The following is a 17455-nucleotide window of genomic DNA, read 5'->3' as shown; positions in this document are numbered from 1 at the left end:
AAACACCATGGCCGACATCGAACCGTACGAGAACGCCCTGGACGCGATACCGGGGGCCCATCCCTATCCGCGCACCAGCCGCTACCACGACGCCGAGATCGGAATCCACCGCCAGGCCGACGGGACCGAAGTCCGGTACACCAGACGGCGGTTGCTGCCCCCGCTCGGCGACGAACAAGGGCGGGAAACGCAGGAGCACACCGTCGGCGCCGGCGAGCGGCCCGATCTGCTCGGGCAGCGCTACTTCGGCGACCCCGGCCAGTGGTGGCAGATCGCCGACGCCAACCCCGTACTCGATCCACGGGAGTTGACGGACGAGGCCGGGCGGGTCGTCGACATCCCGGCCATCGGCGGGCTGCCGCGAGGAGACCGGCGTGTCTGAACTGCCCGTGGGGCGGGGCCCCGTGCACATCACGCTCCTCATGGGACCGAAGCTCGCCCGGCCCGTCCCCGCCGAGGTGACCGAGGCCCTGCTGTCCGCCCAGATCACCGCCACCGCCGGGGAGCGCAGCGGGTTCCAGCTGGCCTTCGACCTCACCAAGAACGGGATCATCAACCGGCGGCTCCTGCCGGAGGGGTTCTTCGACCCGAAGACCCGGCTCGTCGTCACCGTCACCGTCAAGGGCACCCCCGAGGTGCTCTTCGACGGCTTGGTCGTCAGGCAGGAAGTCGGCGCCAGCAACCAGCCCGGCCACTCCACCCTCACTGTCACCGGCGAGGACCTGACACTGCTGATGGACCTGGAAGAGCGCACCGCCCGCTACCCGAACCTGCCGCCCTCCGAGCGCGTCCTCGCCATCCTGCGCCGGTACTCCGACTACGGCATCCGGCCCGACGTCTACACCGAGAAGGTGGCCCAGCCTCCGCACCAGGACCTGCGCGTGCACTACCAGACGGGCACCGACCTGCAGTACGTCACCGAACTCGCCCGCGCCAACGGCTACACCTTCTACCTGGAGCCCGGCCCCAACCCCGGCCAGTCCTCCGCCCGTTGGGGGCCCGAGGTCCGCCTCGGCATCCGTCAGCACGCCCTCAACGTCAACATGGACGCCAACTCGACCGTCGACCAGCTGACCTTCGCCTATGACGGAACAGCGAGGGAAGAGCCGCAGGCCCGCTGGCAGGACCCGGGGACACGGCAGTCGACCCTCCTTCCGCAGCCGCCGATCAGCCCACTGCGCCCGCCCCTCGGCAGGCGGCCCACCCCGGCCCTCAAACGCAGGACCCTCCCCGGCACGGCCAAGCACCAACGGGAACAGGCCGAGGCCGAGCTGCTCGCCCGCGCCGCCGTGTCCGCCGACGTGGTCTCCGGCTCCGGCTCGCTCGACGTCAACCGGCACGGGTACATCCTCCAGCCCCGCCAGCTCGTCGGCGTACGCGGCTCCGGACGGGCCTACGACGGCGACTACTTCGTCAAGTCCGTGACCCACATGCTGCGCCCCGGCTCGTACCAGCAGAACTTCACCCTCTCCAGAGAGGGTCTCGAAGCCCGCAGCGACACCGTCCGGCCGTAAACCGTAGCTGTAAACCCCGGCCGTAACACCAAGCAACCCCACCGACCAGGAGCACCTCACCATGGCGGCACCCAGCAATCGCTACCTCGGCAAGTTCCGCGGCCGGGTCGTCAGCAACGACGACCCGCTGCGCATCGGCCGTATCACCGTCGAGGTACCGGACGTCCTCGGCGACGAGCCGTCCACGTGGGCGCTGCCCTGCCTGCCGTTCGCCGGGCCGCAGTCGGGGCAGTTCGTGGTGCCGCCGCCCGGCGCGGGTGTCTGGGTCGAGTTCGAGCAGGGGGATCCCAGCTTCCCTGTCTGGACCGGGTGCTGGTACGGCGCCGCCGAGGAACTGCCGCCCGACGCGCGCCGCGAGCTACAGGAGAACGCGCCGAACAAGCCGGTCGTCGTGCAGACCCCGCAGGCGCACAAGATCGTGCTGAACGACACGCCCGGCGCCGAGCAGGGAATCCTGCTCCAGGCCCAGGGCGGCGCGTACATCCGCATCACCAGCGAAGCCGTGGTCATCGCCAACGGCGCGGGCGCGGAAATCATCCTGCGCGGCGACCAAGTGGACATCAACGAGGGCCAGTTGACCGTGCTCTCCAATCGATAGACGGGGGAAGAACCATTGTCCGGGAGTCTGCTCGACGCCGGTGCCGTGATCGGCTGCCCGCACGGCGGCCACGCTGGCGCCGCCACCACACCCTCCGGCGGTGTGCTCGTCCGGGGCACCGCCGTCGCCACCACCGCCCACAGCTACGTCGTCACCGGCTGCCCGCACACCGTCGGCGGCGTGCCCTCGCCGTGCGTCTCCGTCCGCTGGACCTCCGACGGCACCGGCGTCACCGTCGCCGGCGCGCCCGTGCTGCTCGACACCTCCGCGGCCCAGTGCTTCACCGCGGCCTTCGTCCCACAGGGGCCGCCGGTCGTCCGAGCCGCGCAGCGAAGGGTCACCGTCCGATGAGCCGCCGCACGAGCCGCGAGATGAGTCGCGAGCCGACGCACGAGGCGAGCTGTGAGCCGAGCCGTGAGCCGGGTTACGAGCTGAGCCGCGAGCCGAGTCGCGAACCGACCCACGCCGGCCGCCAAAGCCGCCAAGGCCACCGAGGCCGCCAAAGCCGCCAAGGCCACCAGAGCTCCCAGATGAACCCTGACATGAGCCGTGACATAAGCCGCGAGATGAGCCACCGATGAGCAGCCCGATGAGCCCACGCACCCGCCCAAGCAACCGCCCCGGTACCACCCACCTCCGCACCGACATCGCCTTCCCCTTCCGCGCCGACCGCCGCGGCCGCACCGCGCACGCCGCCCACGGCGACCACGTCCACGACCTGGTCGAGCAGCTGCTGTTCACCAGCCCCGGCGAGCGTGTGATGCGCCCCGACTTCGGCTGTGGCCTGCTCGACCTGGTCTTCGCCCCGAACAGCCCCGAGCTCGTCAGCACCCTCGAACTCTCGGTGCAGGCCTCGCTGCAGCGCTGGCTCGGCGACCTCATCGACGTGGAGGCCCTCGACGTGGTTGGCGAGGACAACACCGTCCGCGTGTACCTCTCGTACGTCGTACGCGCCACCGGCGTCCGGCGCGACGACGTCTTCGAAGGGAGGCCGGCATGACGACCGGCGCCGTATCCACCACCTCCCGCCGGGCCAGGGTAAGAGCCGCCCAGCTCAACGGAGTCGACGCCGTCGAGGTCAGCGACGACGGGCTGCTGCTCACGGTCACGTTCCTCGGCAAGGCCCCGCACGGCCTCTGCGCGGAGAACGTGCGTATCGACGGAGGCCGCCGGATCACCGGTATCACCGCCGTCGACGTCAGCGTCGAGCGCGAGGACGACCCGGAGCTGGACGACCGCTTGTACGTCACCCTCGACAAGGCAGGCGACACCTCCCGCTACCGGCTCTCCCTCGTCGAGACCGACCCGTACGGACGGCCGGGCACGGAGCCGTACCGCGGCTTCGACCAGCGCTACCACAGCGCCACCTTCTCCTTCCGCCCCGACTGCCCAACTCCCTTCGACTGCAGGGAAGACGACCGACGGGCACCGGACTTCCCGGCCGCCCCCGTCATCGACTACACGGCCCGCGACTACGACACCATCCGCAAGCTGCTCCTGGACCGGCTCGCGCTCACCACCCCCGACTGGATCGAACGCAACCCCGCCGACCTCGGCATGACCCTCGTCGAGCTGCTCGCGTACACCGGCGACCAGATCAGCTACCAGCAGGACGCGGTGGCCACGGAGGCGTCCCTCGACACCGCGCGCCGCCGGGTCTCCGTACGCCGCCACGTCCGGCTCATCGACTACGCGATGCACGACGGGTGCAGCGCACGGGCCTACGTCACCGTCTGGACCGCCGACGACCACACGCTCGCCCCGGGTACGTACCGCTTCGCCTCGGTCGACATCCGCGCCCTCGACCCGCACGACCGGCCCGAACCCGGCACGGTCATCGACGAGATCGACCTCGGTGACCTCGACGAACGCGGCTCGGTGGAGGTCTTCGAACCGGTCGTCAGCACCGACCCGTTGGAGCTGAGGGTCGCGCACAACGCGATCCGCCTGTGGACCTGGGGCGGCGAGGTGTGCGCCCTGCCGCAGGGCGCCACCTCCGCCACCCTGCGCGACGAGTGGCGTGACCCGGAGACCTGCCGGGACCGCCGGCTCGACCTGAAGCCCGGCGACGTGCTGATCCTGGAGGAGGTGAAGGGCCCGCGCACCGGCACCCCCGGCGACGCGGACCCCGCCCACCGTCAGGCCGTACGGCTGACCTCCGTCACCCCCGCCGTCGACCGCATCGAGGACCAGCCCGTACTGGAGGTCACCTGGGCCACCGAGGACGCGCTCCGCTTCCCGCTCTGCCTCACCACCCGTGGCGGCCGCGACTGCCTGCCCGTCGAGGACGTCACCCTCGCCCGCGGCAACGCCGTCCTCGTCGACCACGGCCGCACCCTGACCGGCCTCCCGGAGACGGTCACCGTGCCGCCCGTACCCGCCGTCGTCGCCCCCTGCGACCCTCCCCCAGCCTCCGGCCGGGGGTACCCCCATCTCGCTTCGCTCGCCTTCGGCTGCGCCGATCCCACCGAGGGCAACGCGCCCGCCAAGCTCATCAACTCCCTGACAGAGAAGACGGACAAGACAGGCAAGGCGGAGTGCGGAGAAGCCCTCACCCCCGACGACCTCCGCGAGCTCTTCGAGGTCGTCGGCGTGGACGCGACCACCCGCGCCGGACTCGGCCTGGAACGCGCAGGTCAGCGCCACGAACGCGTCGTGCCCGGCACGGCGTACGCCCAGGCCGCCGCCCTGCGGACCCTGCTCGCCCAGTCCGTCTACCCCGGTATCGCGCCCCGCTTCCGCCCGGTCCTCGGCCGCGCGCCCGTCACCCAGGCCGTGCCGTTCCCCGACGCGCGGACGGTCGCCGCGGGCCAGGCCGAGCGGATCGCCGCCATCCCGGGACGGGTACGGCAGCGGCTCGTCGAGCTGTGGCGCAGCGCCCGCGACCGCGACGGACTCGGCGACGAGGAGATCGCCGAACTCACCGTCGTCTACGGCCTGAAAGTCATCGAGCGGTACGAGCTTCGCCGCCACCCCGCCCGCGCCCTGCGCGAACTCCTGCACCGCAGCGACCGGTTGCTCGACGCCAAGCTGAGCCGCGTCGAGGTCCTGACGGCACGGGCCCGCGCGGGCACCGTCCTCGACGGGCACATCGCCTGGGAGATCGCGCACAGTTGGGGCCCGTCGTACGCGGCCGGGCTGCACCCCGACGATCCGGTGCTCCGCGGCTCCGCGACCACCGCGCTCACCCAGGACCCGCGCCGGGCACTGCCCGCCGTACGTCTCCACCACGGCGACGAAACCCACGGCGACGAGACCTGGGAGCCGCGCCGCGACCTGCTCGACAGCACCTCCCGCGACCGGCACTTCGTCGGCGAGCTGGAGGACGACGGGCGCCTCGCGCTCCGCTTCGGCGACGGACGGCACGGCGCCCGCCCGACCCCCGGCGCGCGCCTCACGATCCACTACCGGCTCGGCGGCGGCACCGCGGGCAACGTCGGCGCGGAGGCCATCAACCACCTTGTCATCCAGGGCGATTGCGAAGCACCGCCCGCCGCCGTGGTCCGCAACCCGCTGCCCGCCACCGGCGGCACGGAACCCGAACCCGTCGAGCAGGTACGCCAGTTGGCGCCCCTCGACCTGCGCCGCACCCGACTGCGCGCGGTCACCGCCGAGGACTACAAGTGCGTCGCTGCTGCCCTGCCCGGGGTGCAGCGGGCCGCCGCCGAGCTCCGCTGGACCGGCAGTGTCCAGGAGGCGCACATCGCGATCGACGCGTACGGCACCGGCGCCCCGTCGGACGAACTGCTCGACTCGGTCGCCCAGTCGCTGGAGCCGTACCGGCGCATCGGCCACGACCTCGTGGTCGGCCCCGCCCGCCTCGTACCGCTCGACATCGGGCTCACCGTGTGCGCCGCGCCCGGCCACCAGCACGGGCAGATCCTGGCCGAGCTCTACCGAGTGCTCGGCACCGGCCGTCCCGGCTTCTTCCACCCGGACGCGCTGACCTTCGGCGAACCGGTCCGGCTCAGCCGACTGGTCGCCGTCGCCGCGGCGGTCCCGGGCGTGGAGAGCGTCCACGTCACCCGGCTGCAGCGGCTGTTCGAGCAGGACCGAGGAGAAAGGGAGAACGGCGTGCTGCGGCTCGGCCCGCTGGAGATCGCCACCTGCGACAACGACCCGGACCGGCCGGAAAACGGCCTGCTGGCGATATCCCTGGGAGGTCCCCGATGACCGAGACCGACCACCACCGCACCTGCGGCGGCGCCTGCCACGGTGGCCACGACGAGCGCCTCGCCCCCGCCCCGCTCCACAACCCGCCCGGCCGCACCGCGCTCGACTACCGCGTCGGCGAGTACGGCTCCTTCCTGGCCGCCCTCCTCGACCGGCTCGCCTCACCCGCGTACCCGGCCCTGAACGGCCTCACCGTCCGCACCCCGGACGACCCGGCGATCGGCCTGCTCGACGCCACCGCCGTCCTCGGTGACCTGCTCACCTTCCACTCCGAGCGCATCGCCGACGAGGCCTACATCCGCACCGCCGACGAGCACCGCTCGCTGGTCCTGCTCGGCCGCCTCGTCGGTCACCGGCCCCGCCCCGGCGTGGCCGCCGCCACCCACCTCGCGTACACCCTCGAACGCGACCCGCGCGCCGAGGCCCTGCCCGTGCTCATCCCGCGCGGCGCGCGCGCCCACAGCGTGCCCGCGTCCGCCGACGAGCAGTCCCTGACCTTCGAGACGAGCCGCGACCTGACGGCCCGCTGGGACTTCAACGAGCTGAAGGTACGCCGCCGCCGTCCCTCCCTCGCCACCCCGCAGGACCTGGAACGCCGCTCGGAGCTGTTTGTCGACGGCACTGCCAACTCCCTCCGGACCGGCGACAAGTTGCTCTTCGTCTTCGGTGAACAGGCCGGTGGCGAGCGCACGTTGCTCCCCGTGGCGAAGGCGCGCGTCGACCGCGAGGACGAGATCACCGCGATCTCCCTGGCGAAGTCCGCCCCGCCGACCCTGAAGGAACTCGTCGACGAGGTGCGCCGCTGGACCACCGAGCCAGCCACCCCCGGTGAGCCGGGCGACGAACCGCCGACCCCGGAGGTCCCGAACCCCCGCCCGGTCAGCCGCCTCATCGACGACTTCGACGACCAGGTCCTCGCCCCACTGCGCGACGACCTCGACGACGTGACGACTCCCGAACGGCTCGCGGCCCGCCTCGCGGAACCCGTCGCCAGCCTCGGCGAGACACAGGTGCTGGCCACACCGTACGAGGACGTGGCGGCCTGGTTCGAGCAGCTGGAAGCCGTCCTCGCGGAACTCGCCGAGCGAGCCCTGGAGCTGGCACCCGCGCAGGCCGAGTCCCCCGAGGTGGTCACCGCAAGGGCCACCCCCGACCCCCGCGCCGCCGCCCTCCAGGCCCTGAGCACCGTGCTCCCCGCCCTCCGCGCCTCGACCCCCGCACGACGCGACGGCACCCGCGCCCAGCGCCCCGGCACGGACACCGCCCGGCTGCTCTCGGCCCTCGACCCGGCCCTCGGCACCCTCTACCCGGCCTGGCGCACGGCGGCCACCGCCCCTGGCACCCCGCAGCCGCTGCGCGAACTGCTGGCCATGCGCGTCACCGCGGCACCCTTCGGCGCCACGGCCCCGCTCAAGCCGGTCCAGGACGACCGGGGCCGGGTCATCCGCACCGCGGACTGGCCGCTCACGGGCGCCGTACTGGTCAGCATGCGCGTCGTGTACGACACGGCGGGCAAGGTGCCCCTCCGGGCGGAGTTCCAGTACACCGAGGGCAACAGCTCGGACCAGCGCGCCGAGAACCTGCCGGTCGCGCAGCCGGTCACCTTCCACCTCGGCACGGGTGAGGTGAACCTGTCCACCCGCTCCGGCCAGGACCGCGACCTGAGCTGGCTCAACCGCCGCCCCACCGACTCCCAGGAGCCCGGCGTCACGGCCGTCCTCGGCGAGGGCCTGCCCGAGCGCACCCTCTTCGTGTCACGGCCGGACGAGAACGGCCTGATCCACGTCGGCCTCCACAACGGCACATCCGAGCAGCGGGCCCTGCGGCCGGGCGGCTCCGAGCAGTTCACCCACGGCGAGTACGAGGTCGGCCTGAAGTACACGGTGGGCAGCGCCGAACCCAACGTCGAGATCGTCATCGCCGCCAAGCCCGAGCCCGTCAACCGCCGGATGCTCCGGCTCGACACCGTGCACGACGGCATCACGGTCGGCAGCTGGGTCGCCATCGAACGCCCAGCCAAGGGCGCCGAGAACGGCCTGCCCGGCGACGCGAAACTCGCGTTCGTCACCACCCAGGTGGTCGCCGCCCGCACCGCCGCGTACACCAACTACGGCATCACCGGCCGCGGCACCGAACTCACCCTCGCCGACCCCTGGCTGGACGAGTTCGACGTCCTCCTCTCGCACATCCGCGACACCACCGTGCACGCGGCGGGCGAGCCCCTGCGCCTGGCCGACGAACCGCTCGGCGAGGACGTGCACGGCAACGAGATCGAACTCGCCGAGCTGTACGACGGGTTGCGGCCGGGCCGCACACTGATCGTCGGCGGCGAGCGCAGCGACATCCCCGGCACGGCCGGAGTCCGGGCCACCGAGGTGGTCACCATCGCCACCGCCGACCCGGCCGTCGACCCCCGGCTCCCCGGCGACCACGTCCACACCCGCCTGACCCTGACCGCCGACCTCGCCCACCGCTACCGCCGCGAGACGGTCCGCATCCTCGGCAACGTCGTCGAGGCCACCCACGGCGAGAGCCGCGAAGAGGCCATCGGCAGCGGCGACTCCGACCGCGTCAACCAGACGTTCGCGCTCTGGCAGACCCCGCTCACCTGGCTCGCCGACGACAACCCCCTCGGTGCCACCCCGGTGCTGGAGGTCCGGGTCGACGGCGTTCTGTGGCACGAGGTCGACAGCCTCGCCGGACGCGGCCCCCGCGAGCGCGTCTACATCACCGGCTCCACCGCCGACGGCCGTACGACGGTGACCTTCGGCGACGGCGTCCACGGCGCCCGCCTGCCCAGCGGCCACGAGAACGTCCGCGCCCGCTACCGCTTCGGCACCGGCAAGGCGGCCAACGTCGCGGCCGACCGGATCACCCAGCCCCTCACCCGGCCGCTCGGCGTCACCTCGGTCACCAACCCCCGCCCGGCCACGGGCGGTTCGGACGCGGACGGACCCGCCCTGACCCGGCGTACGATCCCGCTCGCCGTCTCCGCCCTGGACCGGCTGGTCTCGGCCGTCGACTACGAGGACTTCGCCCGCTCCCGCGCCGGCATCGGCCGGGCCGCCGCCCGCGAACTCTTCGACGGACGCCGACGCGTGCTGCAGGTGACGGTGGCGGGCACGGACGACGTCCCGATCGGCGGCGACTCGGACACGATCAGAGCGCTGCGCGGCGCCCTCACCGAGTACGGCGACCCCAACCTCCCCGTCCGCGTGGACGTACGCGAACTGGTCCTCCTGCTGATCGCCGCCAAGGTGAAGGTCGCCCCCGACCACGCCTGGGAGATCGTCGAACCCCGGCTGCGCCAAGCCCTGCTGCGCCGACTCGGCTTCGACGGGCGGGAGCTGGCACAGCCGGCCCGCCTCTCCGACGTCCTCGCCACGGCACACTCCGTACCCGGCGTCGACCACGTGGACGTCGACGTCTTCACCGGCGTCCCCGCGTCCGGGACCCCCGAGGAGCTCACCGAGCTGCTCGCCCGCCCCGGCGAACCGAAGGCATCGGTCCCGGCGCGCCCGGCGACGTACGACGAGAAGACCCACACCGTCCGCGCGGCGAACGGCGAAACCCTGTCGTCCGTCTGCGCCCGGTACGGCATCCCGCTCGCCGAACTCCTGCGCCTCAACCCCGGCATCACCGACACCCGGCGCCTGCCGAAGGGCCGATCGGTGTGCGTCTTCCGCGGCATCCGCCCCGCCCAGCTCGCGCTGCTGTCGCCGAGGGCCGCGGACACCCTGATTCTGACGGAGGTCAAGTGATGTCCCCCGACGTCCAGTTCGAGACCGCAGCCGCGGCAACGGTCAGGGCCCCCGAGGGACTCGCCGAACTGCTGCCCCGCTGGCACCTGCTCCGCGACTCCGAGGAGGGCGAACCGCTGCGCGCCCTGCTTGCGGTCGTCGCCGAGCAGCTCGACCGTGTCCGCGACGGCGTCCAGCAGGGCTACGAGGACCTTTTCGTGGAGACCGCCGCCCCCTGGGTGCTGCCGTACCTCGGCGACCTCGTCGGACACCGCACCCTGCCCGGCTACGAACGCGTCCTCACCACCGGACTCCACGACGGCGGCCGCCCCGCCCTCGCCGAGGCGATCGCCCCGCGCCGCGACGTGGCCGCCACCGTCGCCAACCGCCGCCGCAAGGGCACCCTCCACCTCCTGGAGGAACTCTCCGAGCAGGTCACCAACTGGCCCGCCCGCGCGGTCGAGTTGTCCCGGCTCGTCGCCCACACCCAGCCCGTCAAGCTGTACGGGACCGAAGGAAACAAAATTCATCGCGGTGAACGCGGCCGTCTCGTCGACCTCCGCGACGGCTCCGAACTCGCTCTCGCGGGCGGCCCGTTCGGGACCACGGCCCGCACGGTCGATGTCCGTCGCGCCGACTCACCCAAGAGGCAGGGCGGCTGGACCCCGGCCGGAGTCGCCCTCTTCGTCTGGCGGCTCACGTCGTACGCGCTGACGCGGTCCCCGGCGTACTGCATCGACCGCGCCCGCAACCTCTACACCTTCTCGATCCTCGGCAACGACACCCCCCTGGTCACCAGGCCGGTCCCGGAACCGTCACCCACGCACCTCGCCACGGTCGACAACGTTCCCGCCTTCATCACCCGCCGCCTCCTCCACGACCGCCCGGCCGACTACTACGGCCCCGGCAAGAGCCTCGTCATCCGGCGCGACGGCGAGGACAAGCCCGTACCGCCGCAGGACATCGTCGTCGCCGACCTGTCCGACTGGCGCTACCGGCCCAGGCGCGGCCAGGTGGCCGTCGACCCGGAGCTCGGCCGCATCGCGTTCGGGTCGCGCTCGGCGCCACGGCAGGGCGTGTGGGTGGACTACCACTACGCGTTCGGCGCCGACATGGGCGGCGGTGAGTACGACCGTGAGGACCGGCAGCCCCGGCCGGAGGCCGCGTTCTACCGGGTCGGGCCGGGAGAGTCGTACCGGCAGATCATGGACGCGTACCGGGCCTGGCAGAACGACCGCCGGGCGGACCGGTGCGGCCCCGAGGGCATCATCGAGATCACGCACAGCGGCGCCTACCAGGAACAGCTGGACTTCGACCTCGACCCCGGCGACCGGCTGGAGGTGCGGGCGGCCGAGGGCACGCGCCCGGTCATCCGCCTCCTCGACTGGTACAGCAACCGCCCGGACGCCCTGAACATCCGTGCGGTGTCACAGGACTGCGCCCCGCACGAGCGGCCCCGCATCGTCCTCGACGGTCTCCTGGTCGCCGGGCGCGGCATCAACGTCACCGGCCCGATGGGCGCCGTCGTCGTCCGCCACAGCACTCTCGTGCCCGGCTGGTCCCTGGAGCCGGAGTGCGAGCCGCACTCGCCCGACGAGCCGAGCATCGTCCTGGAGCGCACCACCGCCTGCCTCCAGATCGAACACAGCATCCTCGGCACCATCGAGGTCATCGGCGACGAGGTCACCGAGGAACCCCTCGACATCCACCTCCGCGACAGCATCCTCGACGCCACCGGCAACGACCGTGAGGCCCTGTCCGCCCCGGACTGCCGCCACGCCCACGCCGTGCTCCACCTCCACCGCGCCACCGTCATCGGCGAGATCCACACCCACGCTGTGAAGATCGCCGAGAATTCCGTCTTCACGGGCAAGCTCCACGTGGCCCGGCGCGGCATCGGCTGCCTGCGCTTCAGCTACGTCCCCGCCGGATCCCGTACGCCACGCCGGCACCGCTGCCAACCGGACCTGGCCGGCCCCGGACAGGCCGCCCGCGTACGGCCGCTGTTCGCCTCCGAGCGCTACGGGACGCCCTGGTACGGGCAGTTGGCGGACCAGTGCGCCGAGGAGATCCGGCGCGGCGCAGACGACGGTGCCGAGATGGGCGCCTTCCACGACCTGTACCGGCCGCAGCGCGAGGACGGGCTGCGAGCGCGGCTCGCTCAGTACACGCCCGCGGGCACGGACGCCGGGATCTTCTTTGTCACCTGAGCCAGGCAACGGCCTTGTGAACCCGCACTTCTCGAACCAGGGGGACCCCCTTCATGCACGCTGACCTCTCCCGCTCCACCCTCCGCCCGGAGCGGCACTACTCCGCGGTCATCGCCCAGCAGGGCCGCGTCCAGCTCGACGCCGACCTCAACGAACAGACCGCGATCCAGGTCCAACAGACCCGCACCCTCGCCGCCGACCTGATCGGACCGCACGGCGGACCGCGCGACGCCGCGGGCTTCCGCATCGAGTACGTGGGCGGCAAGCACGACATCGACACCCTCCACATCCACGGCGGCCGCTACTACGTCGACGGCATCCTCTGCCACGCGGACCGCCCGGCGCCGGGCGTCCCCGTACCGGACGAGGACGCGGAGGACTCCACTCAGGAGGTTCGGCCGCCCGCGTACTGGACCTACTGGGACCAGCCCGACGGCTTCCGCGACCCGGAGAAGCCCGGCGACCGGCTGCCCTCGCCTGCCCAGGCGCCCTTCGTGGTCTACCTCAAGGTCTGGGAGCGCACGGTGAACGCGGCCGAGGACCCGGCGCTGCGCGAGGTCGCCCTCGGCGCGGCGATGCCGGACACGGCCGTACGAGCGAAGGTCGTCTGGCAGGTACTGCCGCTGTCCCTCGCCGCATTGGAGATCGAGGAGGCCGACCCGGCCAAGGAGGTCGTCCGCGCCGCCTTCGCCCGCTGGGCCCAGCGCCGGGCCGCCCACACCGCCCGCCTGGCCGCCCGCAGCGAGCGCCCCGACCACGCGGACGACGACCCGTGCCTGGTCAAGCCCGACGCCCGCTACCGGGGCCCGGAGAACCAGCTGTACCGCGTCGAGGTCCACGAGGGCGGCGAGGCCAAGGACGCCACCTTCAAGTGGTCCCGCGAGAACGGCTCCGTGGTCTTCCCGGTCGACGAACTCGACGGCACCTGGGTGCAGTTGGCCTCCCTCGGCCACGACGACAAGCTGGACCTCGATGTCGGCGACCACGTCGAGTTCACCGACACCGCGTACGCCTCCCGCCTCGAACCCCTGCCGCTGCTGCGGGTCGAGGAGCTGGACCTGCCGGGCCGCCGGGTGCGTCTGTCCGCCGAGCCGGAGCCGGGCGTCGGACGGCTGCCCCACCTCCACCCGTTCCTGCGCCGCTGGGACCACCGGGCGGGCCCGAAGCGCAAGGGCCGTACGACCGCGCTGCGGGGCGGGGCCGTACCCGTCACGGAGGGGGAGTGGCTGCCTCTGGAGGACGGCGTCGAGGTCTACTTCGCCAAGGGCGGCACCTACCGCACCGGCGACCACTGGGTCGTCGCCGCCCGCACCGCCACCGGCGGCGTCGAATGGCCCATGGACCCGGCCCGCCGCCCCCTGCTCCAGGCGCCCGCCGGCATTGCCCGCCACTTCGCCCCGCTCGCCCTCGTCAAGGGCGAGGCCGGCGCCGTGGACCTGCGGCTCGCCTTCGGCCCGGCGGCGAGCAGCATGCCCGCCGCGGACGAGGCTGCCCTCGCGGCGGAGGAACAGGCCCGCCGGGAGGAACAGGCGGCTGAGGCCGACCCCTCGGACGGGAGGTCGCAGAGCACAGCGCAGGCGCAGGCGCAGGCGCAGGTGGAGACGGCGACGGAAGGAGACGAGTGATGGCCACACCCCTGAGCGCCTCCAAAATGGTGCAGATACTCCGCGCGGAGGGCCTGACGGTCCACGAGGTCCGCAGCTGGCGTACCCACAACCGCAACACGAAGGGACCCTGGGGCCCGGTCAACGGCGTGATGATCCACCACACCGTCACCTCCGGCACCAACGGCTCCGTGAGCCTCTGCTACAACGGCCACTCCAACCTGCCCGGCCCCCTCTGCCACGGCGTCATCGACAAGAAGGGCCACGTCCACCTCGTCGGCAACGGCCGCGCCAACCACGCGGGCCTCGGCGACGGCGACGTCCTGCGGGCCGTGGTCAACGAGTCGAGACTGCCGTCCGACAACGAGGCCGACACCGACGGCAACCGCCACTTCTACGGCTTCGAGTGCATCAACATGGGCGACGGCAAGGACCGCTGGCCCGAGGCGCAGAAGGAGGCCATCGAGAAGGTTTCCGCCGCGATCTGCCGTCACCACGGCTGGAGCGAGCGCTCCGTCATCGGCCACAAGGAGTGGCAGCCGGGCAAGGTGGACCCGCGCGGCTTCACGATGGACAGCATGCGCAGGCGGATCGCCCAGCGGCTGAAGGGCGGCGGAGGCGGAAGCGGTGGAGGCGGCGGAGGCGGCGGCAAGGAACCCGGCACGAAGCCCGGTCCGAAGCCCGCGCCCAAGCCGAAGTACGAGCCGTTCCCGGGCAGCGGTTTCTTCCACATCGGCCAGCGGTCCGCGGTGATCACCGCGATGGGACGCCGTCTCGTCGCCGAGGGCTGCAGCCGCTACGAGGTGGGACCCGGCCCCCGGTGGAGCGAGGCCGACCGCCGGTCCTACCAGGCCTGGCAGCAGAAGCTCGGCTTCAAGGGCAAGGACGCGGACGGCATCCCGGGCAAGGTGAGCTGGGACAGGCTGAGGGTGCCCAACGTCAAGTAGGCGGGCGGTGGCCGGGGGTTCACGGACCCCCGGCACGACCAGGTCGACGTCGAACGAGTCGATGATCTCCAGGAGTCGGGCTTCGGCCTCGGGCTTGGTCGCGGCGGTGACCGGCACGCGGAAGAACGGGATGTCGTGCCAGTCGACGAGTGCCTCGTGGTCGCGGTGGTTGGAGACCACCGCGACCACGTCGATGGGCAGGTCGCCGCTGCGGGTGCGGAAGAGCAGGCCGTTGCGGCAGTGGCCGTAGCGGGACACCATGACCAGCACGCGGCGCCGGGTGCTGACCGGCTTGAGGTGCCACCGCATGGTGAAGAGGGCGGCCACGGCGGTGAAGTCCCGGCCGCCAACTCCTTTGGAAACGGCGGGCCGAGGGGTCTCCGCGTCAGTGCACGGCGCTTCGCGCATCCTCCGGACGCAGGCGTGGTCTGCCCGCCAGGGTGGCCCACACGTGTGGAGCGACGTCGTCCTCGGGGAGCTGGGCGATCATGTAGCGGACACAGCGTTCGATCTTGACTCGCCACAGACGGGCCGCCTCGTTTCCGTCGGCGTCGCGCAAGGCGTCGTGAACGGCGGTGTCCTCGTCGGCGATGGTGTCGCAGGCCTGGCTGTAGTCCATGTTCAGAACCGTGACGAACATCCGCAGGCGGGCGGTGAGGCGTTCGAAGGTGAGGGCGGCCTGCGGGAGGTCCGCGGTACGGGCGAGGGCGTCCTGGTACCGCAGGTCGACTTCACGTATGCGGGCGTGGTCGTTGTCCCGGGCGGCGGCGCGGACCTCCGCCAGGGCCGCCGAGGCCGGGGCGAGGCGCTCGGGGCCGAGCATGGCGACGCGGCGGATGAGCAGCGCACCGAGGCTGGCGCGCAGGGCGTAGAGATCGAGGACGTCCTTCGCCGTGATGGCGGGGACGGCGGTCGCGCCGCCCGGGAGCAGGTCGAGCATGCCCTCCTCGGCCAGCGCCCGCAGCCCCGCGCGGACGACGCGGCGTGAGAGGCCGAAGCGGGTCGCGAGCGGCGCCTCGCGGACCCGGTCGCCTGGCCGGCAGGGACCGGCGAGGACAGCTTCGCGGAGCATGCCCACGACGGGGTCGGTGGTGACAGGGGCGCCGGGCGGAGCGTCGGGGGATGTGCTCTGGGTCGCCGTCGAGATCGTGAGGTCCCCCGGTGCGCGCCCGGCGGGAGCATCCGAGTCGTTGTCAGGGCCGCAGATGGCCGGAATGTCGTACGGCGTGCGCGGAGCGGGGATCCGAGTGAAGGGGGCTGCGGAGGGGGTCCATGTCGTGGACCAGGACAGCAGCGCGTCGCGGAGGCGGTGCTGGTCGGGTACGGCCTCGCGAGCGGGATGAGCATCGGTGGCAAGGAGGTGCCGGGTCTCGTCGGTCCACGCCGCCGGGCTGGGTGCGCGATGCCAGCGCAGGCGCGGCGGCACGTCCGCGTCGGACCGCTCGAGGGCGTGGCACGCCTCCGCCGGTACACCCTGCGACAGCAGGTGCACGACTGCCCCGGCACCCGCTGCCGACCTCACCTGGTCCAGGAACGCGCGCAGAGCGGGGCGGTCCTCCCCACCTGCGTCCTCCGTGTGCTGCTTGCCCCGCAGCGCCGCGAAGGCGCAGGCCACGGCCAACACATGGGACGCCTCCCGGTCCTGGCCGAACAGCCGGCCCGTGGCGGTCGCCGCCGAGGTGCGCACGGCTTTGCTCGCCCGCGCCCGGGCCGTTACGGCGAGCACGCACATCGGTGGGGCCATGAACAGACCGACCACCTCCTCGGCATGGTCCGGCAGGGACCACGCCCGGCGCGGCCCGGCCGTGACGCGCTCTCCGGGCTGGATGCGGTAGGTCCGCCAGATCCGGCTGACCGTGCTCTGGCTCAGGCCCGTCTCAGCCGCCATGGAACGGGTCGACCAGGTCTGCCTGGCACCAGCCGGAGGCGGGGTGAGGGTGCGGACGAGGACGTGCGCCACGGTGTCGTCGTCGGCCGTGGGAGGCCGCCCGGGACGGGGCTGCTCGTCCAGGCCGTCCAGTCGTTCGGCGAGGAAGCGGGCGCGCCACTTGCCGACCATGTCACGGGATACACCGAGGCGCCTGGCCACGGTGGTGATCGTGGGCTCGTCCTCGCACGCCAGCACGATCTGCGCACGCAGGGCCCGGGCCTGTGAGCAGGCGCGGCTGCGGGTCCACATCAGCAGTGCGGCCCGTTCGTCCTCGGTGAGGATCACGGCGTTGCGGGGACGGCCAGCCATGCCGGCAACCGTAGCCGATTTTTTGACTCGGATGCATCCTCGTGCCCTGTGTGACAGCGGGGGCATTGTTGGAAGTCCCCGGCTTTCACATACTTCGGTGCCATCCGGCGGCCATATTGCCGACCCCCACGGTTCACGCCGAGCAGAGCGATCACACAGCCTACGAGAGATATGACGGTGATCGGGGCCGATCCGATATCGGCCAGCCGGCGTTCGAGGTGGACCCGCGCAGAGTTCACCTCATGGGCCATCCCGCTCGGGAGTCCGTGGCGGAGGAGAACAAGAAAAAGCCCGGCCCCGGCCGACACGATCTGCGCACGCAGCACGATCGGGGCCCCGTGGTGCAGTTCGTCCCCGTCCGGGCCCTTCACCTCGATACAAGGGGTTCCCCCGGAGAAGCGATTACGTTCCCTACCTGTTGGAGAAGCGA

General features: G+C 72.4%; 11 protein-coding genes. 10 read left to right on the top strand and 1 reads right to left on the bottom strand.

What is annotated here, in order from left to right:
* Positions 1 to 7: 7 nt before the first annotated feature.
* From ACWD3C_RS31625 to ACWD3C_RS31580, 10 genes are all read left to right on the top strand, one after another.
* Positions 8 to 382, top strand: coding sequence for a hypothetical protein (locus tag ACWD3C_RS31625; protein ID WP_451149599.1), 375 nt, complete (start codon positions 8 to 10; stop codon positions 380 to 382).
* Positions 375 to 1514: a hypothetical protein gene (locus ACWD3C_RS31620; protein ID WP_451149598.1), complete on the top strand. Its 1140-nt coding sequence runs from the start codon at positions 375 to 377 to the stop codon at positions 1512 to 1514. Before ACWD3C_RS31625 ends, ACWD3C_RS31620 begins: the two co-directional genes overlap by 8 nt.
* Positions 1515 to 1575: 61 nt before the next feature.
* A complete protein-coding gene (locus tag ACWD3C_RS31615; protein ID WP_451149597.1) occupies positions 1576 to 2112 on the top strand; it encodes a phage baseplate assembly protein V in 537 nt (178 codons plus the stop codon).
* Positions 2113 to 2127: 15 nt separating this feature from the next.
* Positions 2128 to 2463, top strand: a complete 336-nt coding sequence (locus tag ACWD3C_RS31610) for a hypothetical protein (RefSeq protein ID WP_451149596.1) — start codon at positions 2128 to 2130, stop codon at positions 2461 to 2463.
* Positions 2464 to 2701: 238 nt separating this feature from the next.
* Positions 2702 to 3112, top strand: a complete 411-nt coding sequence (locus ACWD3C_RS31605; protein WP_451149595.1) for a GPW/gp25 family protein — start codon at positions 2702 to 2704, stop codon at positions 3110 to 3112.
* Positions 3109 to 6285 (top strand): putative baseplate assembly protein, encoded by a 3177-nt coding sequence (locus ACWD3C_RS31600; protein WP_451149594.1) that lies wholly within the window; start codon positions 3109 to 3111, stop codon positions 6283 to 6285. The genes ACWD3C_RS31605 and ACWD3C_RS31600 overlap by 4 nt, the downstream gene beginning before the upstream one ends.
* Positions 6282 to 10046 (top strand): putative baseplate assembly protein, encoded by a 3765-nt coding sequence (locus ACWD3C_RS31595; RefSeq protein ID WP_451149593.1) that lies wholly within the window; start codon positions 6282 to 6284, stop codon positions 10044 to 10046. Before ACWD3C_RS31600 ends, ACWD3C_RS31595 begins: the two co-directional genes overlap by 4 nt.
* A complete protein-coding gene (locus tag ACWD3C_RS31590) occupies positions 10046 to 12235 on the top strand; it encodes a hypothetical protein (RefSeq protein ID WP_451149592.1) in 2190 nt (729 codons plus the stop codon). The genes ACWD3C_RS31595 and ACWD3C_RS31590 overlap by 1 nt, the downstream gene beginning before the upstream one ends.
* A gap of 53 nt (positions 12236 to 12288) precedes the next feature.
* Positions 12289 to 13860, top strand: coding sequence for a DUF6519 domain-containing protein (locus tag ACWD3C_RS31585; RefSeq protein WP_451149591.1), 1572 nt, complete (start codon positions 12289 to 12291; stop codon positions 13858 to 13860).
* Positions 13860 to 14786: a peptidoglycan-binding protein gene (locus ACWD3C_RS31580; RefSeq protein ID WP_451149590.1), complete on the top strand. Its 927-nt coding sequence runs from the start codon at positions 13860 to 13862 to the stop codon at positions 14784 to 14786. Before ACWD3C_RS31585 ends, ACWD3C_RS31580 begins: the two co-directional genes overlap by 1 nt.
* A 385-nt stretch (positions 14787 to 15171) precedes the next feature.
* On the opposite strand, the gene ACWD3C_RS31575 is transcribed toward ACWD3C_RS31580, so the two are convergent.
* Positions 15172 to 17025: a helix-turn-helix domain-containing protein gene (locus ACWD3C_RS31575; RefSeq protein ID WP_451149589.1), complete on the bottom strand. Its 1854-nt coding sequence runs from the start codon at positions 17023 to 17025 to the stop codon at positions 15172 to 15174.
* Positions 17026 to 17455 lie beyond the last annotated feature (430 nt).

Source organism: Streptomyces sp. NPDC002845, from assembly GCF_053591955.1.
This window is presented reverse-complemented; position numbering and strand designations above follow the sequence as displayed.

Excerpts from the sequence above, each read along its gene's own strand:
- ACWD3C_RS31625 (WP_451149599.1), top strand. The coding sequence starts at position 8 with ATGGCCGACATCGAACCGTACGAGAACGCCCTGGACGCGATACCGGGG.
- ACWD3C_RS31605 (WP_451149595.1), top strand. The coding sequence starts at position 2,702 with ATGAGCCCACGCACCCGCCCAAGCAACCGCCCCGGTACCACCCACCTC.
- ACWD3C_RS31585 (WP_451149591.1), top strand. The coding sequence starts at position 12,289 with ATGCACGCTGACCTCTCCCGCTCCACCCTCCGCCCGGAGCGGCACTAC.
- ACWD3C_RS31575 (WP_451149589.1), bottom strand. The coding sequence starts at position 17,025 with ATGGCTGGCCGTCCCCGCAACGCCGTGATCCTCACCGAGGACGAACGG.
- ACWD3C_RS31615 (WP_451149597.1), top strand. The coding sequence starts at position 1,576 with ATGGCGGCACCCAGCAATCGCTACCTCGGCAAGTTCCGCGGCCGGGTC.
- ACWD3C_RS31590 (WP_451149592.1), top strand. The coding sequence starts at position 10,046 with ATGTCCCCCGACGTCCAGTTCGAGACCGCAGCCGCGGCAACGGTCAGG.
- ACWD3C_RS31600 (WP_451149594.1), top strand. The coding sequence starts at position 3,109 with ATGACGACCGGCGCCGTATCCACCACCTCCCGCCGGGCCAGGGTAAGA.
- ACWD3C_RS31580 (WP_451149590.1), top strand. The coding sequence starts at position 13,860 with ATGGCCACACCCCTGAGCGCCTCCAAAATGGTGCAGATACTCCGCGCG.
- ACWD3C_RS31595 (WP_451149593.1), top strand. The coding sequence starts at position 6,282 with ATGACCGAGACCGACCACCACCGCACCTGCGGCGGCGCCTGCCACGGT.